Here is a 20266-nt window from a genome sequence, read left to right on the forward strand (position 1 = left end):
AATTAATGGCATATAAAAGAAATACCATTCCAAACTCTAAAGTAAAAGCTATGTGCTTGTCTGCTGGATATAAATTAGGGTAAAAAACTTAAAAACACAGCTACTTTTGGATTGAATATGTTTGCTAGAAATCCTTCTTTAATATAATTATTTTCGATGACTATCAGCTTTTCCGTGAAGGTGTAAGGCACATATGCTTTTACGGGGCAGCGAAAATGAGATTTGGGGGTAAAAAAACCTTCGTATGAAAGTGAGACTGACCAGCTAAAGGGAAAAATAAAGGCTATCAGGAAGAAGATTCCCCACAGCCTTTACCTATTATTTCGTAAAAATTTCAATAAGTTCGTTAACCCCTAAATAGACGAACATGATGAGACAAGCCGTTAAAACCAAATTAGGAACCGCTTTGTTCCTAAACTCTTTATCTACCTTTTTCGAATTTAATAATAAAATCAGGGAGATCGCCAGGAATGGCATAAATAATGCTCCTAAAGCTCCATATATGATGATTAACTCGACGGGTTTTCCGAAATAAAACAAAATCATCGGAGGGAATGTCAGCCAGGTTAGATAGGCACGATAAGCAGGTTCCGTTTCTGATACAGCCTGTTTTCCTGGAGCCTTTTTCTTGCGTATCGTTTTGACAAAATCAGCAAAAAGATACGGAACCCCATTCCAAACTCCAAGTAAGGAAGAGAAAGCTGCAGACCAAAATGCAATTAAGAATAACCAACGCATAGGTGTGCCAAACTCCGCCCCAAGCATTTCGGCAAGTTGGATAAGCCCTTGATCATCACGGATGCTGACACCTGTACCCGCAAGAAATTGAGCACCGATTATCAATGCAGCCAATGTAAAAATAGCTGTTAATGTATAGGCAACCTTGGTATCTGTTCTCATCATGGAAATCCAACCTTTTCCACTCCAGCTTTTTTCACTTAACCAATAACCATAGGAAGCCATAGTGATTGTTCCACCAACTCCACCAATCAAGCCTAGCATTAAAATGAATGAGCCTTCTGGAACTCTAGGAACGAATCCGATTGCGAAATCTCCTAAGCTAGGTAGGAAAAGAATCGCTGTACCGATAATCGTTACAAACATAACACCTATTAAAACTGTCATTACACGTTCAAACAGCAGATAACGGCCTGTCCAAACGAGACCGAAGCCTAGAATCGAATGGACGATAGCCCAAGCCCAAAGCGGCATGATTGGAAACATGGCGTGCATGGCCAATGCTGAAGTCGATGCTGCAGCTGCTCCATAGATAAATCCCCAAATGACTGAGTAGATACCAAAATAACCTGTTGCCCATTTCCCTAATGAATGCCAGCCATCAATCATGGTTTGTCCAGTTGCCAAATACCAACGTCCTACACCTTCATTTAAAAAGTATTTCAAAATTGCACCGACAATAATGGCCCATACAAAGGTCATTCCAAAAGACGTTCCAATAACGATAGATGTTATCAAATCAGCAGTTCCTACACCTGTGGCAGCGACAACTATACCTGGTCCAACCTGTCTTAATTTTTCCCCCATCGTAGCTGGTGGAATTTTGAGCTGTGGCTTATTAAGTTCTGTCTCCATGTAATGCCTCCTCAGATCGTAAATGTCCAAAATATATTTATTTAATGTAGTTCATTCATTTAGAATCGTCTTAGGCTAATTCTAATAAAATAGCCATGCCCTGACCTCCGCCAATACATAGAGTCGCTATCCCGTATCTTTCTTGTCGTTTTTGCATTTCATGAATTAATTTCGTTATGATTATCGCTCCAGTTGCGCCTAATGGATGACCTAATGCGATAGCCCCACCATTTACATTGATTTTATCCGGATCCAGCTTTGCTTCACGTATCACGGCAAGTGATTGCGAAGCGAAAGCCTCATTCAATTCAAACAGCCCTATATCCTCAACCTTCAGACCAGTTTTTTTCAAAAGTTTTTCGATTGCGGGAACTGGACCGATTCCCATATATCGTGGATCGACACCGGCTGTAGACCAGTTAACGATTTTGGCAATGGGTTTGACACCTATGTTGGAAGCCTTTTCTCGAGTCATTAAAACTAAGGAACTCGCTCCATCATTACGGCCACAGGCATTACCCGCTGTGACAGTTCCATCCTTTTTAAAGACTGGTTTCAATTGGGTTAATTTTTCTAAGGTTGTGTCTCTTGGGTGCTCGTCTATTTGGAAAATCGATGCGTTTTTTCTAGTTTTTATTTCAATCGGAACAATTTGAGATTTGAAGGATTCAGACTCAATTGCTAATTTTGCCCGATTCTGGCTTTCCAAGGCAAATGCATCCTGATCCTCACGGGAAATATTATATTTTTCCGCAACGTTTTCAGCTGTAACCCCCATACCTAAGTCTTTTCCAAAAACTTCGATTGGCTGCTGGCCATTTTCAAGATTAGAATCAACAAGGTAAGGATTTCCTTCTCCATATCGTGAATTTCTTAAATAAATGGGGGCTCTACTCATATTTTCCGCTCCGCCGGCAACAACAATATCATCCGGATTAAATACTAAGTGCTGAACCCCCGATACAACAGCCTGAATGCCTGAAGCACATAGTCGGTTTACTGTGAAAGCAGAGGCCTCATGGGGAATACCAGCTCTTAATGCAGCAACACGTGCTAGATTAGATGATTCAGTGGACTGCCGTACCTCACCAAAAATTACTTCATTGATCTGCTCAGGTGCTAGCCCAGCACGCTCAATCGCATCTTTAATGGTTGTTGCAGCTAGATTTCCAGCAGGTATATCTTTTAATCGTCCGCCAACTCTACCAATGGCTGTACGGTTTGCGCTAACAATTACAAATTCATGATCCATTATAATACCTCCGGATTGTTAATTCATTCGACTGAATACGCTTTCAAACTTGGTGAAATTATAAAATTTGCAGGTGTGATTTCTTTTAATTTCTCTATCGTACACCCCTTGTCTAACTCTTCTAAAATCATTTCATTATCTTTAAATCGAAAAACTGCATATTCAGATATTAATGTCGATACAACACCTTGGGCTGTTAGTGGAATATCGCAGTGATTGACAATTTTCGGATTACCCTCTCTCGTGCAATGCTGAGTTGCAATGATGACTTCCTTTGCACCCACGACTAAATCCATTGCTCCACCAACTCCTAAAATATCCTTTCCCGGTACAGCCCAGTTTGCTAAATCTCCTGTTTCACTGACTTGAAGGGCTCCTAAAACGACTGTATCAACATGTCCGCCGCGAATCATTGCAAATGATTCGGAGGATGAAAAATAAGCAGCACCTTTTTGTGCGGTGACCGGTAATTTCCCGGCATTTATGATTTCAGGGTCTTCCTTCCCTTTTTCTGGCGAAGGACCTACTCCAAGGAGCCCATTTTCGGTATGAAGGTATACTGATTTATTTTCGGGTATATAGTTAGCAACCATGGTCGGAATGCCGATCCCTAAATTGACGATTGTTCCCTCTTTTATTTCCATAGCAACCCTTTTGGCTATCATTTCTTTAATAGTAAGTGACGACATCTTCGGTCAATTTCTCCTTTCCACTATAAAATCCACGAACAAATGAGGCGTTATGATTTCCTCGGGAGATATCTTTCCCATTTCAACAATCTCCTCCACTTCAACTATAGTTATTTTTGCTGCACTAGCCATATCAGGGTTAAAGTTCCGAGCTGTTTTTGAATAGATTAAATTACCCAACCTATCTGCTTTTTTAGCCTTCACTAAAGCCACATCAGCAAATAACGGTAACTCTAAAACATATTCTTTTCCATTAATCACGCGTGACTCTTTATTTTCTCCTATAAGTGTCCCTGCCGACGTTCGAGTATAAAATCCACCTATACCGGCACCTGCTGCTCGTAACCTTTCCCCTAATGTCCCCTGCGGAACCAGCTCCACTTCCAAGATGCCTTGCTTGACGTAACGGACGGCATCCATATTACTCGTAAAATATGAACCTATCCCTTTTTTTATTTTATTTTGGAGTAGAATCTTACCTAGACCTTTTCCTCCGGGTTCCCCTAGGTTATTGCTAATGATCGTTAAATCGGAAACTGGATATTCAGCCAATGCTTCCACCAAGTTAAGAGGGCATCCTACCAACCCAAAACCTCCTACAGCGACGGTGTCTCCATCTTTTATATACGAAACAGCTTCTGATGCAGTAATGATCTTATTCAATGTAGCTTAAAGCCTCCTCTTCCACGTAATGTAATCCCTTACATATTCAATGAAAAAAATTTAAAATAAGAGTTGTATAATTGCGATTATAAGTGTACACTATACGTACACCTTGTACATATAGTGTACCTTGGGATAATCATAATTATCTTTTGTTAAGAAGTCAACCTAATTGTTTATTTTTTCTAACAATTAGGCTGATAATTCACTATAAATTTTCATTATTTTTAGGAGGAAGTTCGAGATGAATAATGAAACGGAACAATCATCTTATTTCGTCCAATCAGTCGCAAAAGGATTTGAAGTGTTAAAAGCTTTTGATTCAAGTTCTGCTAGTCTTTCGCTTCGGGAACTTGCAGAGCGGACAGGCATTAATAAAGCGACAGTTAGACGCTTTGCATTAACCCTTGTCGACCTTGGTTATATAAGGTTAATAGAAGACAATAGATTTCAACTCAGCCCTAAGGTTTTGGATTTAGCGGTCCATTATTTACAAACATTGAATTTACCGGATCTTGCTCAACCAATCTTGGAATCTATCTCTGCCACTGTAAAGGAATCAACAAATCTGGCCATTCTGGATGGGGCAGAAGTTGTCTATGTTTCCAGAGTAAATGCAGCTAAAAGGATCGTCGGGGCAAACTTGAAGGTCGGTTCAAGGTTGCCTTATTATGCAACCTCATTAGGAAAAGCACTTGTTGCCTGGTTACCCGAAAACGAAAGGAAAAAAATTTGGGGAATCACCAATATCGAAGCCTTTACCCAAAATACAATCACCACTTATGAAAAATTCGAGGAAGACCTGGCCATGACCAGGTCACGGGGTTATGCGTTAGGTGATGAAGAGCTAGAGGAAGGACTCCGCTCCATTTCAATGCCCATTATCAATTGGCAGGGGGCAACGATAGCCGCAGTAAATGTTTCTACCCAGGTCATCCGAACAGATAAAAAGAAATTATTAGAAATCTACTTGCCAGCCCTTCAAGAAGGAGTTAAAAAATTAAATCATCAAACGGGATCTAAAAGTTAAAATCAAAATACACACTTGAAAAAATTGAGGCCACTGAAAACTTTCGTTTTTTAGTGGTATTTAATTTAGTAGTAAAAAAGACGACTCCAATTTATTTTCATAAAATTGGAGTCGTCTTTTTATTATTAAGGGTTCTGGTGCGAAAATATTCTTTCGGGAATATATACCTAAATTTCCTATTCACGTATGAATTATGATGCAACTTAAAATAATTTGTGTCTATCTTATATTTTCTAGTTTTCTGTAGGTCTCAATGTTGAAATTAAGTCTGTTATGATACACTTCTCCTGCCTCTCCTAAATGGTTAGAATCCCTTGTGAAAACATCTTTCTTAGTTCTTTTTTATCTATTTTTCCAATCGGCGTTAATGGGAACTTATCAAGAAAATAGGCTATTTTAGGAACCATATACTTAGAGGTTCTTTGTTTGCAGAAATCAATTAATTCCTCACTAGTACAGTTCGATCCTTCTCGCAATGATACCACGACACACACTACTTCTCCCCAATCTGGATGGGGAACGCCTATGCAAGCACTTAATGCAACAGAAGGGTGCTGGTTCACCACTCGCTCAACTTCTGAAGAATATACGTTCATCCCGCCCGTAATGATCATATCTTTCTTCCTATCCACAATATAAAGGTAACCGCTTTCATCCCATTTACCAATATCCCCCGTGTAGAACCAGCCATCACGGATGTATTCTTGGGTAAGATCCGGTCTTTGATAATAGCCTACCATCATGGCTGGTGATTTTACGATAATTTCTCCAAGCTCGGTTGGTTTTACATCATTTCCATCTTCATCAATCAGTCGAACTTCGGTAAGAATGCACGGTTTCCCACAGCTTTTCAGAATTTCCGAATTGTTATGATAAGCCCATACATGAGCGCTCTTCGATAGTCTGGCAATGACAATATTGCATTCAGTCATGCCGTATTGCTGGCGCATGATAGGCCCGAATACTTCAAAAGCTTCTTTAAGGCGCTTTTGAGAAATTGGTGACGCGCCGTAAAAGATATTACGCATGGAGCTCATATCATATTCCATCTTCTTTGTCTGGTCAAGGAGCCTGTATAACATGGTCGGTACCATGAATGTCGTCGTGATTTCATGTTCCTTTATCGCCTGTATGAAAGCTGCAGCGTCGAATGAACCCATCACATAGACATGGACGCCCGAAACAAGGGATCTCCAAAGTAATGAACCGGCTGAATGCACAATGGGCGTACTTAGCAATACCCGGTCACGGTCATCCAGCGGGTCTTCGATAGCTGCAGAAAGTATGGCGGCGCCGAGTCCTTTCTGGGAATGCATGACGCCTTTGGGTGTACCCGTTGTCCCGCCTGTATATGACAGAAGGGCAATGTCTTCCTCTTCAGCTAATGGCAAGTCTAGATTATTTATTTCGCCGGGCCATTTAAACAGTTCAAACTCCTCCGGATAATTAATATGAAAGCCTGGGAGCCCAATAACATGGACATCTTCCTTCTTCATTTCTTCCAAATACTCAAAGAAAGTGTCAAAGTGTGTCTGTGTAGCTATTATGACCATTTCTGGTTTTGCTTCCTTTAAAATGAATTGTATTTCTCTTTTCCCCAGTTTTTCACTTAATGGCACCAAGGTTGCTCCACATTGCTGGATGGCCAAACCAAACATCACACTTTCTAAACTGTTTGGAATGATGGTCGCTATGCGGACACCCCTTCCTGCACCTAAACGAAGTAGATAAGATGTGATAAGTTCTGTTTTCTTCCATAACTCGTCGTAGGTTATCGTTTCCCCGGCTGGCAACAAGGTAATAGCCGGCAGTTCGCCGAATCGTTTCATTCCTTTATTCAACAGTGACTGAAATGTCAACTTATGCAGCATGTATATTTCCTCCCCCGAAAAAGGTTTTACCCTTTTAATAATGCTTTGGCAATTGTATTTTTTTGAATTTCTGAGGTTCCGCTCAGAATACGGTACATCCGTGCACTCCTGTACATTTTTTCTACTGGATGCCCTTTTACCAAGCCTTTGGAGCCAAAGATTTGGACAGCCTTGTCAGCCACACGGCAATTTACTTCTGAAGCAAACAGTTTAGCCATGGACGTGCCGGCTCGATCCTCTTTTCCTTGATCAATTTTTCCAACTACATCATAGACCATGCACCTTGCTGCGTAGATTTCCGTCGCCATATCTGCGAGCATATGCTGAATTGCCTGGAAGTCACCGATGGGCCGGCCATGTTGGACTCGCGTTTTGGCATGTTCAATAGATAAATCGAGAAGGTGTTGAGCCATTCCGATAAAGCCGGCGGCATGGGAAGCGCGATTTGTGTTTATTCTTTTCAATCCGAGCAGCAAACCTTTTCCTGGTTCTCCGATTATATTGGCGGCAGGCACTCGACATTGATTGAAATTCAATTCAGCATGTATGCGTTCTCCTGATAGGGGAACTTGAATGTCTCCTAGTTCAAACCCCGGATGTTGGGATGTTTTTTTATCAACTAGGAAAGCAGTGATTCTTTCTTTTTCTCCTTTCCCGGATTCTTTCGCTATGACAATGGCGAAATCAGCATAGGGGGCCGCACTGATAAAATGTTTCTTTCCATTTAATATATAATCATTTCCGTCTTTAACGGCTGTTGTTTCGATAGCGAAGGCATCTGATCCAGCATTTGGTTCTGTAAGGGCAAAGCAGCAGCTCGCATCTCCCGTCACAACGGGCATCACATATTTTTCTATTTGCTCAGGTGTAAAACTTTCCAACATCTGGCCAATTCTTAGCGGCCCGCCAATCTCGCCGATAACCTGCCCCCATAAAACCGCTCCGGAACGGGCCAATTCTTCCTTGAACATGCATAAGCCTTTTAAACTAACATCTTGTCCGCCATATGTTTCAGGGAGGTTAATACCATAAAACCCCAATTCCCTGGAACGTTTCCTTGCCCATTGTATCGCTTCCATCGGGATATCCTCTTCAGCGTTCAATCCATGCTCCTGTTCATATGGAAGCAATTCATTTTGGATGAAATCCTGCAACTTTGTTTGTAGTACCTCTAATTTCTCTTCCTGGGTCGTTACCATAAGTTTCCCCTTTCGATTTTTATTTTCGTTGAATTTTTTAAATGTTTAAAATGTTATAACATTAATTTTAAATGTAAATAATATTTAAGTAAAATAAGGATATATGATATAAATATAAAAAATATTGAAGTAAATAAAAAAATATTAGTTCCCTATCATCATAGGAAACTAATATTTAAGAGTAGTATAGAAATCGAGACATTTAATAAACTCCCTGGCAGCTTTTGAAAAATACTGCTTCTTAGAGCGAACGTAACCGAATTCCATTGTATTATTTTCCAGCTCCACCAAAGGAATGGCCACAAGTTCCCCGCTTAGGAAATAGGGGTCGCTGTTAATTCCAATATCATAAGAAAAGGCAATCGCCAATCCCTCAGCGACGGTTTTTTTGATGATCTCTGTATTATTTGTGAAAAACAATATATTCATCTCACCGTAATGATCAAAAAAACCTTTAATGAACGACTTCATTCTTGGTCCATTGTAAATGACCAAATTTTGGTCCATTAGCTCTTTTGGGGTTATGCTTTTACGGTTCACTAAAGGGGAGTTCTTACTGACCATCACAATCACTTTAGCTTCCATCAAGGGTTGAAATTCCAACTCAATTTCTTTTGGTTTAACCTTTGGGATATTCAATAGCCCGATGTCTATCTTACCATTCAGTACTTCTTCGGTTATCTCTTGTCCCCCTTTTTCTTCAATGACAATTTTCACCTCGGGATACTTCTTCTTAAATAAGGCCAAGGATTTAGGCAAAACCGTTAGAAATAAACCTTGTGTTGATGATAGGCGTAACTCTTTTTCCATCGTATCTGAATGTACTTGAGCACTGTCTCTTATTTCTTCCAATTTGTTTAATACTTCAAGAGCTTTCTGAATGATTTCCTTTCCGTCTTCTGTAGGTATGGTTCCTAACCTTGACCGCTTGAAGATTTTTATACCTAATTCCTTCTCCAAACTCGTAATGGCCATACTGATTCCAGATTGGGAGATATGGAGGCTTTCTGAAGCCGTGGAAATCGAGTTAACCTCGGCTACCTTGATGATATATTCCAATTGTTCAATATTCATGATTCATTCTCCTTCTAGCCTATTACTAATATCATACCTCGAACAGAAAGCCCTTTCAATTTTAGAGAAGTGGATTCAGGACACTTCAAACTGTCGCCTCAAAAGCAGAAGCCAGTTTTATATAACTGTAGTTGTTTTTTCGTATTCTTTAGCTGGTTTTGCCTGATTATTTTTAATAGATACGGCAACAATCGTTCCCAATAACGCTATTATCACCAAAAACAGGAAAGCGGCATTATAGGAGTCATTAAACAAACTGATAATCAAACCGAGGGCTAAAGGAGAAACCGCCCCTGCAATTTGACCGGCAAAAGTTACGAGTCCGGAGGCAGAGCCCGTTAGTTCCTTTGGTGAGTATTTTATGATGATCGTATAAAGAACCGTTCCAAAGAATGACAGTGCTACGGAGTTGAGAGTGAGATAAGTGATGATAAGTGCTATAGACGTGGCGTTAGACATTAGAAAGAGAAAAATTGCCGATAATAAAGCGCCTGCAGCGGCAAGATACTTCTCCCGGTTAGCCATATGCTTATCCAGAAGCCACCCGCTTACATTAAACATCAAGAAACCAAAAATATAAGGGATAGCCAATAAACCTCCTGCGGCTATTAAATCCACCCCTTTTTCTTTAACCAAATATATAGGCATCCAAGTGATCAGACCATAGTTGATAATATTTGATATAAACTTGAATGTTATGAGTTTCCAAATATTTTCGATTTTAAATAACAGTTTCAGAGCAACCTTTTTTTGTTTCGGTTTGTCTTTTTTAACCTCTTGATTTCCTTGAGGCTTTAGAATGAACCAAATTCCGAAAGAAGCTAATATCCCTAGAATTCCGGAAATGGTAAACATGCCCCGCCAACCGAATGCCACCACCATGGAAGCTGCAAGTGCAGTACCTAATATCCCGCCAATATTTTGGGCAGACAGGAAAAACGAATTTGCCCTGCCCCGTTCTTCTTCCGGGAAGTTATCTCTTATAGTGGACATACTGGCAGGATAGAAAGGCCCTTCACCTAACCCGAACAGAAAACGGATGAATAATAAAGACATGAATGACCAAGCAAACCCAGTCATTACAGTGAACAAGGACCAACTAAACAAAGAAACAGTAACCATGACCCTGGCGCCATACTTATCGGTCATCCATCCACCAAGCGGTTGCATGAGTGAGTAGCTAACAAAAAATATACTAATTAAAATACCTGTCTGGGACGTATTGAGATGAAACTCATCTGCAATAGGGATAATCCCGACATTTATGGCAACGCGATCAAAAAAACTTAAAATCATTCCAACAAATAAAAGGCCGCTAATCATTATTTTTCGTTTCTTACTTGCATATAACTGCATTCCCCATCACTCCATTTTTTTATATTTTCACAAAACCTCAGCCACACAGGAAGCGCTTACAATTCCTTTCGAATTACAAAACTTGTTCTGTAACTATTAGGAGCGTTTTATAAAAAATTAAAAACAAAACAGGATGCCTTCAGGATTAATTAATACATTCAAACCCACGAGACTACTAAGTAGACTCGTGGGTAACCGATCCATCCTTGTTTCAGAATATGAAGTGTTTGATTATCACGGAGTTACGATATTAACCTTAGGTTGGAATTGATCCAGCAAAGTCAGGAAATCTTCAAACTGTTTTTTATCACCGGAAATGGCAACTTTACCGGCTGCTTCCATTTTGGATAAATCTTCACGTCCCAGAGCAATCTGATAGAAAGTTATTCTATCTAATGTTAATGCTGCATCAGGGTTGGACGCCATTTTCCCTTTTTTGAAGTTCAATACAGAATTATTCAGATCGATCGTGTAATTGGTTTTCGAATCTGTAAATGTCAAATTGAAAGTCATATTTTTATTTTCCGCTTTCATTCCGTTTAATTTAATGGACAAGAATTTCAGGAAATCATCCATTGGCATATTGAGCAGCGTATCGAGATTCATCATTCCGCCACTTCCCTTTGAGTCTGCCACACCATTCCTTAACTCGTCTGCGCCGGTAAGATAGAAATTACGCCACACAGAAGATTCAGCTGTGTATCCTAATTGCTCATAAGCTTTAGCCAATAAATTTTTTGCTTCTGTATTTTTCGGGTTGGCCATGACGACATGCTTTAAGACTTGAGCCACCCAGCGATATTCCCCTCTTTTATAATCAAGTTTTGCCTGTTTAATGACCTTCTTTTCCCCACCCATATACTGTACATATTTAGCGCCCGATTCCTCTTGTGGTAATGGATCCAAGTCGGATGGATTACCGTTGAAATATCCTAAATAAAAGTTGTACACTGCTTTTACGTTGTGTTTCAATGTTCCGTAATACCCCCGATTGGCCCAGACTTTATCCAACTTTTCAGGAAGCTTTAACTCTTCCGCGATTTCATCAGGTGTAAGTCCTAAATTCGCTAATCGTATGGTTTGGTCATGAATATATTTGTACAAATCACGCTGACTTTCCAACTGCTCCAGAACATCGTCCCTTCCCCATATGGGCCATGTATGGGCCGTTACCATAGCATCTATATCTTCGTTTCCAAACAGATCAACAGTTTCATCAAGTGCTTTCACCCATTTTAGGGTATCTCTGGTTTTAGCTCCCCTTAATGTATAAATATTATGTAACGTGTGTCCGGTGTTTTCCGCTACCACTAAAGTTTTGTAATCATTGATATAATAATGCATTTCAGATGGAGCTTCCGAATCCGGCGTCAATAAAAATTTAAATGTAATTCCGTCTATTTCCACCGTTTGAATATCATCCTTCACTTCCATTGTTGGAGGTAAATAGCTAAAAGTTCCGTTACTTAATCCTGGGCCAATACCAGAAGTAACAAATCCCCTTTCACTTGCGGGTAAGAGATTTCCAAACATATAACCTGCACGGCGAGACATTATATTGCCTAAAAGAATGTTTTCACTTAGCGCTTCATCGTTAAAACCTGCTGGGACAATAATCGGCACCTTAGCTGGATTTTCAGCGTATTGAGCAATGCCTTTCATACCACCAAAGTGATCCGCATGACTGTGACTAATAACAATTGCACTTACTGGATTTTTGGGCCGATGTTCAAAATAAAGCTCCATGGCTGCTTTTGCCGTTTCAATTGTAGAAAGTGTATCCAAAACTATTAATCCTGTTTTTCCTTCCACAATGGTAAGCACTGATAAATCCTGGCCCCGAACTTGATAAACGCCATCTACCACTTTAAATAAGCCTGTTATATTTTGTAATTGAGCCTGCCGCCACAAGCTTGGATTTACAGTAAGACTTGCCGGCTGATCTTCTTTTATGAATGAATATCGATTACTATCCCAAACTACGTCACCTTTTGAATTTTTAATTGGATTCATATTCAAAGGCGCAATGAATCCTTTATGTGCATTCTTGAAATCTTCCTTATCTTTAAAATTCAACTGTTCATAAAAAGCCTTATTTGCTGAAATTGTTGCATCTGTGGCCGGCATCGGCTCATCTGAAGCAGCCTTTGTAACAGAAGACCCTGCCAGTAAAACAAAAACAATGGGAACGGTTACAATTCCTTTAATAAAAGATACTTTGGACATTTCATACCCCTTTCTAAGTAGATATCATGTATCTATTCCGAATGTTGCAGCAGTAAACTTTCTCTTTTTTTAGAAATTTTTAGAATAATATGAATTTATTTTATAATTAATTTGACTTTAAGTATATTTCCTATTTCTAATGGTAACTTCAATTTTATTTATATAAAGGCTATGTTAAATTCTAATGTTGATATTTGACCAAAAGAAAACCGCCTTGGTGAAAAGGCGGTTCATTGAGCTATCGTCCCCGTAGTTAAATAAATTAGTTGTGTCTGTTTTTATTGAGTGTCTTCGTCGCTTTTGTACTCCAAAAATCACCTGGCTGACAATCAAAATTCTTACATATCCGTTAATCATTCATTTTTTGACTTCATATCTGGGGCATTTTTTAATGGCTTTTGAAGGGCGTCCACAGTGGCTGCAATGATACTTGTTGCTAAAATACCCATTAGACATAATGATGTAGGACCCGCAGCATCATCACTACCTGTAACTTTAGCAAGCACCCTTAAGCTTACTATTCCTAACAAAATGAGGAAAATGACTGTAAAAGCACATTTCTTTATAATCTTCAAAGATTTAAGGGATAACTCAGAGAAAGCATTGTTCTTTTCGATGTAGGTTAATAGTTTATATGCTTGATACAACGCAACAGAAAACGCAATACAGAATCCGTATGCACATACTAAAAAGGGGATTAGGAAGTAAGCCGTATCTGGATGTACCCTTGCATCTCTAACGGCTATCTCAGGCAACCAGATACACAAAGCAAGCACTGCAATTCCAGCCAGAAAAATAATTACCTTTAAGAAAGTGGTTGAACCTCGTTTAACATTCATTTAAAACACCTCACTTATTTAATGACAACATGATTTTAGCATATTATTTATCGTATTACAGTAAATTTATATTGTTTTTATTTGTATTATTATTGTTATTGAAATATCCTTTTAATTTTGACAAAAATAAAAAGCACTTCTCACTACAAAGAAATGCTCTTACTTTAAAATGTTAAATTTACAACTTGTTCAACAAAACTGCCCGTTAACTTAACAAGAATAAGCAGAGAGCCGAAGTTTGGTATTCGTGTCGGTCACAGTAAATGGGCACGATTTGACCAACATATTTTTCTTATTCGATGACGAAAGAATTTTATGCCGCCAGTAAAACAAGGTTACATGCGTCACCTCATTACCCAATTGCTCGGTACATTTTCTCAACGACTAGCCCTCAATCATGCATTCGATGAACCGAACCCAAAGATGTGATCTTCTGGTGCGTTGAAGATTGCGTGTTTGTGAGGTCGTTAAAGGTTTGATGGCAGGCTTTACAGCGGTAACGCTGCTGTTTCACCTGTCCAGCACGTGTTTTGATAACGAATTTACCAAATCGCACAACAAAATGGCTGTCGCAATGTGGGCAGACAAGACCAGCTTTATGCTTTTGTTCCTGGATTTCATCAATTGCACGAATAGGAGCCGACATCGGTTTCGTTCGAGACTGCAAGAAATATACAAGTTCCTGTTTACCGCTTTCAGTTAATGCTTCGGCGAGCTTCTTTACTTATTTAACATGGCCTATATAAAAAATAACAATCCCTTTGTTTGTCTAACCGAAGGCTGAAGAACCAAATACAAAATGCCCCTCCCGATAGGGAAGAGCTTTTATGAATACGCAATGCCGTATATTCAATTTGCTATTACTTTTGCAAGGCAGGGTGTCAGGGGCCACACCGTTTCCCACAAAACTGAAAACGCTGCCAAATTGTAATGGTAAACGAAGGTAGCTTTTCATTCCTTATCGAAGAAAATCAACAAATTTAGACACCCCTATTTTGTTGAATCGCTTGTTTTTCCTGACTAGCCATAAATTTCTTGCCATATCTATTCTGGAAATATCCACTTCCCGCAAAAAGCCTTGCTCCAATTCCCTGGCCACTGTCAACCTTGGCAAAATGCTGATTCCAAGTCCTGCTTCAACCGCACTTTTTATCGCTTGTGTACTGCCAATCTCCATGTAGCTTTCTATTTTTTCTAAAACCCCATGCTCCCTTAGCATGTTTTCTACGATAAGCCGTGTTCCGGAAATGGATTCACGCCAAATCATCCTTTCATTTCCCAATTCATCTAGCTGAATTTCTTTTCTGTCTTTCCATGGGTGGTCGGATGGACATACCAATATCAATTCGTCTTCGGCGAACTTGTCTACAATAAAATCGGTGTTTTCCACAAGTCCTTCCACCAAGGCCAAATCAATGACATCGTTTGAAAGATCCTCCAGAACCCGGGGGGTATTTTTTATCGTCAATGTCACTTTTATTTCTGGCTGCTGTTTTTTAAATCTCCCAAGCAAGCTCGGCAACAAATACTCGCCGATAGTCAAGGAAGCCCCTACTATTAGATTTGCATTGTACTTCCCCGTCGATTGCTGAATCACTTCTTTTGAATGGTTGAAGTCATTTACTATGGCTTTTGCAAAAGGGTATAACAGCTTTCCTGCTTCTGTAACTCTCAGCCTTCCTTCCTCACGGTCGAATAACAAAGTGTTATAATAATTTTCCAGTTGATGGATCTGCCGTGTTACAGCGGGCTGAGATAGGAAACTTAACCTCGCCGCCTGGCTTAAACTTCCTTCATCCACCACTAAACAAAACATTTTCAGATTTTCCAATTTCATGAAAACGACCTCCATGTTTTTAGATAGTTTATTAAAATGATAGCATCATTAGGTAAATGGTGAAATGAAAATAGTGTGATACATTCTGAGGCTATTCAATTATTGGCGGCATTCTTTATAAAACGGATAAATCTTCTGGGTATAACGTTTTGTTATACCCGATGGTTTTGTTGCAATTTACCCATCCCTTTTTCTTTGATATGTTAATAATAAGATTTAACAATGCATTCAAAGGAAGTGACTGATGTCAATGAAAGGACAATGGAAAACTCTATTCCAATTATTTTGGACCTTTTTTAAAATAGCACCTGTCACATTCGGAGGCGGGTTTGCGATGATCCCTTTAATAGAAAAGGAAGTGGTCGAAAAGAGAAAATGGATGAAAAGCGAAGAAGTTACGGATGTTTTTGCGTTATCTCAGTCCGTACCGGGAGCTGTCGCCATTAACTCCGCCACCTTTATCGGCCATCGGATTGCCGGAATGAAGGGGGCAATGGCTGCCATGATCGGTGTTTCATTACCTACCTTTTTAATTGTTCTGCTCCTCGGCATTTTGTATTTTTTCATTCATGATAACCCGAAGATAGAATCCGCATTCATATCGATCAGAGCTTCCATAGTAGCCATCATCGCCTATGCGGCTATCAAGATAGGAAAAACGGCTGTTGTAGACAAAACAACTTTCTGCATTTTAATAGTAGGAATTCCAGTCCTTTTCTTTCTGCACCCTGTGATGGTTATATTAGCAGGAGCTTTAGCTGGTATTGTGACCATCTCCATTAAGAGAAAATTAGGTTACGATGTCAAGTTGGACAGAAAAGATATAGGAAATGAAGAAAATGATTTCGAACCTTTCATGGGTGCTGGCATATAGGTATATCAAAAAAGGATCTAACTAATTTTCAAGAAAGTGTGTGATGGAATGATGGAATTGTGGGAGTTGTTTAGCACCTTCTTTATTATCGGCTTTGTATCGTTTGGAGGCGGATACGCCATGATTCCCGTAATAGAATCGGAAGTCTCAAAGCATGGATGGATGACGACGCAGCAATTTACTGATATCATCGCGATTTCCGGTATGTCCCCAGGACCTGTCACTGCCAATAGTGCCATTCTTGTTGGCTATTCTACTGCTGGATTTGCAGGGGCCATATCATCTGCTTTCGGAATCTTGCTTCCTGCTATTATATTCGTAACCGTTATAGCCACCTTCTTCAGCAAATTGAATCATTACCCAGTTATTCAATCCATGTTCTATGGACTAAGACCCATTGTCACTAGTTTAATCCTCTTTGCAGCAATCAGCTTTGCACTTTCCAATAATATGATAGCGCTGAACTTTTCTTGGCATGCGATAAGCTTATTACTCGTTTTTGGATTATCGTTATTTGCCCTAATGAAATTACGCTGGCACCCAGCCTATGTAATTATCCTTTCCGGTTTAGTTGGTGTTGTCCTCTATTCATGACAGGTGTCGCACACACAACCATCATTAATTTGGACCGGAATTAATCAGAAAAATTGAAGAATGATTGATACTATATAAATGGGAGAAAACTTGATAATTTTTATGTATTTACCATACAAAAAACACCCTGTATCCAATGATTCAGGGTGTTCAGACTGTAGACAAACTCGATGAAATTTTAGGGGTTTGTACAATTTGAACGTTGATTTCCCCTCCAGGCACTCGCTTTCCGCGGGCGGTCCGGGAGCCTCCTCGGCGCCTTTGCGCCTGCGGGGTCTCCCCTGGACTCGCTTTTCCCGCAGGAGTATCGCAAACCCGCTCCAATCAACTTTGTTTTAACTTTTAGTTCTTCGATCCATCATTTCCCGGCTGAAACCGTGGAAAACCAATCAAGATGGCAAGGAAGCCACAAAATCCAATTAGTATTGGGTAATATGAATACTGCAAGATGCTTACCGGAGAAATCTTTGCTACCCCTGCTGCAACAAGCAGTTGTGCTCCATATGGTATCAACCCTTGGATACAACATGCAAATATGTCAAGCAAGCTCGCTGATTTACGCGGATCAATCCCATACTTTTCAGCGATATTTTTGGCAAGTGGCCCGGCAATGATAATCGAAATCGTGTTATTTGCCGTTGAAAGGTTTGTCAAACCAACAAGCCCTGCAATACTGAATTCCGCCCCTTTTTTTGATTTGCTATTTCGGGTCACTAGGTGGAGTAGATAATCGATGCCACCATTATGTTTGATAACAGCTACCATACCTGCAATTAAAATGGCAAGGAAGGAGATTTCATACATTCCCGCCATTCCTTCTCCAACTTTTTGAATGACACCCAACGGTTTATAACTTCCATCAGCCAAGCCGATAATTCCGGCAAATACGATTCCGATGGAAAGGACCAGGAACACATTGACTCCTGCCAATGCAGTGATCAATACGCAAAGATATGGAAGAATCTTCACCCAATTATAAGAATGTTGGGAGATGTCAGCTTGTTCACCCATTGTTAAAATTCCAAGGATTGCACATGTGATGATGGCCGCAGGTAAAACGATGAAAAAATTCACTTTAAACTTATCCTTCATTTTCGTTCCCTGTGTTCGAACCGCAGCGATTGTCGTATCTGATATGAAGGAAAGGTTATCCCCAAACATCGCACCGCCAATAACGGCCGCCATTGAAAAGGCAAGCGAAATATCGGTTTGCTCACTAATTCCGACCCCAATAGGTGCTAGTGCAACAATCGTTCCCATGCTTGTCCCCATGGATAAAGAAATAAAACAAGCAATAATGAATATCCCTACCATTAATAGATTTTGCGGAAAAACAGCTAAGGCAAGATTCACTGTTGATTCAACTGCCCCCATGCCATTGGCAACTTCGGCGAAAGCGCCGGCTAAAAGGAAAATGATAACCATTAACATAATATTGGCGTCCCCGGCACCTTTACAGAAGATATCAACCTTATGATTTAATGTCTCTTTCCGATTCATTGCCAATGCAGCTGCCGAAGCAATTGAAATCGCTACAATCACCGGAAATGAATAAAAATCTTTGGTGATGATTCCGGACCCTATAAATAAAATTAAAAATACGACAAATGGGATCAATGCCCATGGATTCCCTTTATTGTTTGCGCTCATGATGTACACCTCTTTTTATTTTTCCCGTGACATGTGTCACAGCTCTTATTCTATTAACAGCTTTCGCAAATAACTCCAATTTGAACCTACCTGATTATCCAGTCTTGGAGATATAGCAAAAAAACTGGCATAAAAAAGACCCCTTCTATTTAACAACAAGAAGAGGTCTTTTAATTTATAAAAAACACCCTCCTTATCTTTCAGGCAAAAATCAGCCTGCTGGATTTGGCACAGCACTCCATTTAAGTCCGCTGCCGAGACATCTTCGGGCCAGTCCCTCCGTCTCTCTTGATAAGAAGATTACATTATATAATTTATCAAATATTACGATGCCTTCCAGAAAAGTACCACACTGGAAACTTGCTGAAACCATCTGAGTTTGTGAAAGTGACATCGAAAGTCGTTTTGAAAAGCAAATATAACAGTACAGCATTTTGTCTATTTTCGCAAGGGTTAATTTTAAAGTATTTTACATGCACTCCTTACTATTTATAAAGAAATCTTGACATGTGCGGTTAATCAGTTTTTTTTCATTTATCGGGACGGAATTCATATAAAAAAGAGGTCTTATGACCTCTCAGCAAATTTGTTGTATTAGGTTAGATGAATTATTTTTGGTCGAATTCACATCAGTCGATACCTCAAAGGCTTCCATCTGTTCCGAATCGAATGACTTTAAATACTGCTGCAGATATGCAGGATCATTATTTGTTGGACTCAACCATTCTTTTTCATCTTCTGGTTTAAGGATGACAGGCATACGATCATGAATGCTGGTCATTAGCTCATTAGGAACGGTTGTTATAACGGAGCATGAATAGACGCTGATGCCTTCAGGAGATTTCCAGGATTCCCAGATACCCGCCATTCCAAATGGAGCATGATTCTTCAGTTTTATTCGCATCGGTATTTTTCTTTCCGGTGTCTTCTTCCATTCATAAAAAGAGTCAGCGATTATCAAGCATCTCTTCTTCTTATACGCATTCCTGAAGCTTGCTTTCTCAGCAATGGTTTCCGCTCTGGCATTGATCATTTTGTAGCCCACTTTTTCGTCTTTTGCCCAGAAAGGAATGAGTCCCCACCGAAGATATCCAAGTCGATTCCTTGCCCCGTCATTAATGACGGAGAGAACGGATTGGGAGGGAGCAATATTGTAGCTGAATTGGTATTCCCCATCAAACGATCCCTGAATATCAAACCGATCTTTTATTTCTTCAATGTCAGTGAAAAGGGTAAAACGTCCACACATACTATCGCCTACCGTATTAGAATTTATTACAGTGTAACAAATCGAACGGACAGGCACAAATCAGCGTTCTAAAATCCTGATGTCGGTAAATGGTTGATTAAATAATTCGCTGGAAATCAAAAGAGTTCCAAGGACTTCTCTTTCATCTTCAGCTTTAATGATTTCCGACAAGATCAAGGTACTGCCATTCCTGACCGTCACTTTATATTCATTCATAAAAAATCCCCCCTAGATGGTTGTTATTATAAACCAAAAACCCACAAGTATCAG

At 39.8% G+C, this 20266-nt stretch carries 17 protein-coding genes, 1 pseudogene and 1 riboswitch; of the genes and pseudogenes, 3 read left to right on the plus strand and 15 right to left on the minus strand.

Annotated elements, in window-relative coordinates; translation table 11 throughout:
- Window positions 1-318 precede the first annotated feature (318 nt).
- The 4 genes from ACQKMF_RS08980 to ACQKMF_RS08995 form a co-directional block, all read right to left on the minus strand.
- Window positions 319-1593 carry an Nramp family divalent metal transporter gene (locus tag ACQKMF_RS08980; protein ID WP_222619746.1) on the minus strand — a complete coding sequence of 425 codons (1275 nt, stop codon included), beginning with the start codon at window positions 1591-1593 and terminating at the stop codon, window positions 319-321.
- 70 nt (window positions 1594-1663) lie between these two features.
- On the minus strand, window positions 1664-2845 hold the full coding sequence (locus tag ACQKMF_RS08985) for a thiolase family protein (RefSeq protein ID WP_402942409.1): 1182 nt from the start codon (window positions 2843-2845) through the stop codon (window positions 1664-1666).
- Between the two features lie 23 nt (window positions 2846-2868).
- Entirely contained in the window at window positions 2869-3534 is a 666-nt protein-coding gene (locus tag ACQKMF_RS08990; RefSeq protein WP_289349801.1) for a 3-oxoacid CoA-transferase subunit B, read from the minus strand.
- Window positions 3535-3540: 6 nt separating this feature from the next.
- The gene (locus ACQKMF_RS08995) at window positions 3541-4197 is read right to left on the minus strand and encodes a CoA transferase subunit A (protein ID WP_402942406.1); all 657 of its coding nucleotides are present in this window, start codon (window positions 4195-4197) and stop codon (window positions 3541-3543) included.
- Window positions 4198-4441: 244 nt separating this feature from the next.
- Here ACQKMF_RS08995 and ACQKMF_RS09000 point away from each other — a divergent pair, with 244 nt between their 5' ends.
- Window positions 4442-5227 carry an IclR family transcriptional regulator domain-containing protein gene (locus tag ACQKMF_RS09000; protein ID WP_098185351.1) on the plus strand — a complete coding sequence of 262 codons (786 nt, stop codon included), beginning with the start codon at window positions 4442-4444 and terminating at the stop codon, window positions 5225-5227.
- Window positions 5228-5523: 296 nt separating this feature from the next.
- Here ACQKMF_RS09000 and ACQKMF_RS09005 read toward each other — a convergent pair whose 3' ends face one another.
- From ACQKMF_RS09005 to ACQKMF_RS09040, 8 genes and pseudogenes are all read right to left on the minus strand, one after another.
- A complete protein-coding gene (locus ACQKMF_RS09005; RefSeq protein ID WP_427572683.1) occupies window positions 5524-7098 on the minus strand; it encodes a class I adenylate-forming enzyme family protein in 1575 nt (524 codons plus the stop codon).
- Window positions 7099-7124: 26 nt separating this feature from the next.
- Window positions 7125-8297, minus strand: coding sequence for an acyl-CoA dehydrogenase family protein (locus ACQKMF_RS09010; RefSeq protein WP_260357484.1), 1173 nt, complete (start codon window positions 8295-8297; stop codon window positions 7125-7127).
- Window positions 8298-8465: 168 nt separating this feature from the next.
- The gene (locus ACQKMF_RS09015; RefSeq protein ID WP_427572685.1) at window positions 8466-9371 is read right to left on the minus strand and encodes a LysR family transcriptional regulator; all 906 of its coding nucleotides are present in this window, start codon (window positions 9369-9371) and stop codon (window positions 8466-8468) included.
- 117 nt (window positions 9372-9488) lie between these two features.
- Window positions 9489-10727, minus strand: a complete 1239-nt coding sequence (locus ACQKMF_RS09020; RefSeq protein WP_427572687.1) for an MFS transporter — start codon at window positions 10725-10727, stop codon at window positions 9489-9491.
- A gap of 234 nt (window positions 10728-10961) precedes the next feature.
- Window positions 10962-12953, minus strand: a complete 1992-nt coding sequence (locus ACQKMF_RS09025) for an alkyl/aryl-sulfatase (RefSeq protein ID WP_101221862.1) — start codon at window positions 12951-12953, stop codon at window positions 10962-10964.
- A gap of 353 nt (window positions 12954-13306) precedes the next feature.
- Window positions 13307-13792 carry a DUF2975 domain-containing protein gene (locus ACQKMF_RS09030; RefSeq protein WP_427572690.1) on the minus strand — a complete coding sequence of 162 codons (486 nt, stop codon included), beginning with the start codon at window positions 13790-13792 and terminating at the stop codon, window positions 13307-13309.
- A 300-nt stretch (window positions 13793-14092) separates the two neighbouring features.
- A pseudogene (locus tag ACQKMF_RS09035) lies at window positions 14093-14516 on the minus strand (transposase); the annotation flags it as partial.
- Between the two features lie 234 nt (window positions 14517-14750).
- Window positions 14751-15629: a LysR family transcriptional regulator gene (locus ACQKMF_RS09040; protein ID WP_101221860.1), complete on the minus strand. Its 879-nt coding sequence runs from the start codon at window positions 15627-15629 to the stop codon at window positions 14751-14753.
- A 244-nt stretch (window positions 15630-15873) separates the two neighbouring features.
- On the opposite strand from ACQKMF_RS09040, the gene ACQKMF_RS09045 reads away from it, so the two are divergent.
- Both ACQKMF_RS09045 and ACQKMF_RS09050 read left to right on the plus strand, forming a co-directional pair.
- Window positions 15874-16503 (plus strand): chromate transporter, encoded by a 630-nt coding sequence (locus ACQKMF_RS09045; RefSeq protein ID WP_427572692.1) that lies wholly within the window; start codon window positions 15874-15876, stop codon window positions 16501-16503.
- A gap of 48 nt (window positions 16504-16551) precedes the next feature.
- Window positions 16552-17097: a chromate transporter gene (locus ACQKMF_RS09050; RefSeq protein WP_402942384.1), complete on the plus strand. Its 546-nt coding sequence runs from the start codon at window positions 16552-16554 to the stop codon at window positions 17095-17097.
- 342 nt (window positions 17098-17439) lie between these two features.
- Here ACQKMF_RS09050 and ACQKMF_RS09055 read toward each other — a convergent pair whose 3' ends face one another.
- From ACQKMF_RS09055 to ACQKMF_RS09065, 3 genes are all read right to left on the minus strand, one after another.
- Window positions 17440-18747, minus strand: coding sequence for a Na+/H+ antiporter NhaC family protein (locus ACQKMF_RS09055; protein ID WP_427572693.1), 1308 nt, complete (start codon window positions 18745-18747; stop codon window positions 17440-17442).
- 190 nt (window positions 18748-18937) lie between these two features.
- Window positions 18938-19045: riboswitch (SAM riboswitch) on the minus strand.
- 279 nt (window positions 19046-19324) lie between these two features.
- Window positions 19325-19996, minus strand: a complete 672-nt coding sequence (locus ACQKMF_RS09060) for an SOS response-associated peptidase (RefSeq protein ID WP_402942378.1) — start codon at window positions 19994-19996, stop codon at window positions 19325-19327.
- A 60-nt stretch (window positions 19997-20056) separates the two neighbouring features.
- Window positions 20057-20212 (minus strand): hypothetical protein, encoded by a 156-nt coding sequence (locus ACQKMF_RS09065; RefSeq protein WP_153246094.1) that lies wholly within the window; start codon window positions 20210-20212, stop codon window positions 20057-20059.
- Window positions 20213-20266 lie beyond the last annotated feature (54 nt).

Source organism: Peribacillus sp. NPDC101480, from assembly GCF_050277335.1.
In the GTDB taxonomy this organism is placed as follows: Bacteria; Bacillota; Bacilli; order Bacillales; family DSM-1321; genus Peribacillus.

Excerpts from the sequence above, each read along its gene's own strand:
- ACQKMF_RS08980 (WP_222619746.1), bottom strand. The coding sequence starts at position 1,593 with ATGGAGACAGAACTTAATAAGCCACAGCTCAAAATTCCACCAGCTACG.
- ACQKMF_RS08985 (WP_402942409.1), bottom strand. The coding sequence starts at position 2,845 with ATGGATCATGAATTTGTAATTGTTAGCGCAAACCGTACAGCCATTGGT.
- ACQKMF_RS08990 (WP_289349801.1), bottom strand. The coding sequence starts at position 3,534 with ATGTCGTCACTTACTATTAAAGAAATGATAGCCAAAAGGGTTGCTATG.
- ACQKMF_RS09000 (WP_098185351.1), top strand. The coding sequence starts at position 4,442 with ATGAATAATGAAACGGAACAATCATCTTATTTCGTCCAATCAGTCGCA.
- ACQKMF_RS09005 (WP_427572683.1), bottom strand. The coding sequence starts at position 7,098 with ATGCTGCATAAGTTGACATTTCAGTCACTGTTGAATAAAGGAATGAAA.
- ACQKMF_RS09010 (WP_260357484.1), bottom strand. The coding sequence starts at position 8,297 with ATGGTAACGACCCAGGAAGAGAAATTAGAGGTACTACAAACAAAGTTG.
- ACQKMF_RS09015 (WP_427572685.1), bottom strand. The coding sequence starts at position 9,371 with ATGAATATTGAACAATTGGAATATATCATCAAGGTAGCCGAGGTTAAC.
- ACQKMF_RS09020 (WP_427572687.1), bottom strand. The coding sequence starts at position 10,727 with ATGCAGTTATATGCAAGTAAGAAACGAAAAATAATGATTAGCGGCCTT.
- ACQKMF_RS09025 (WP_101221862.1), bottom strand. The coding sequence starts at position 12,953 with ATGTCCAAAGTATCTTTTATTAAAGGAATTGTAACCGTTCCCATTGTT.
- ACQKMF_RS09030 (WP_427572690.1), bottom strand. The coding sequence starts at position 13,792 with ATGAATGTTAAACGAGGTTCAACCACTTTCTTAAAGGTAATTATTTTT.
- ACQKMF_RS09040 (WP_101221860.1), bottom strand. The coding sequence starts at position 15,629 with ATGAAATTGGAAAATCTGAAAATGTTTTGTTTAGTGGTGGATGAAGGA.
- ACQKMF_RS09045 (WP_427572692.1), top strand. The coding sequence starts at position 15,874 with ATGTCAATGAAAGGACAATGGAAAACTCTATTCCAATTATTTTGGACC.
- ACQKMF_RS09050 (WP_402942384.1), top strand. The coding sequence starts at position 16,552 with ATGATGGAATTGTGGGAGTTGTTTAGCACCTTCTTTATTATCGGCTTT.
- ACQKMF_RS09055 (WP_427572693.1), bottom strand. The coding sequence starts at position 18,747 with ATGAGCGCAAACAATAAAGGGAATCCATGGGCATTGATCCCATTTGTC.
- ACQKMF_RS09060 (WP_402942378.1), bottom strand. The coding sequence starts at position 19,996 with ATGTGTGGACGTTTTACCCTTTTCACTGACATTGAAGAAATAAAAGAT.
- ACQKMF_RS09065 (WP_153246094.1), bottom strand. The coding sequence starts at position 20,212 with ATGAATGAATATAAAGTGACGGTCAGGAATGGCAGTACCTTGATCTTG.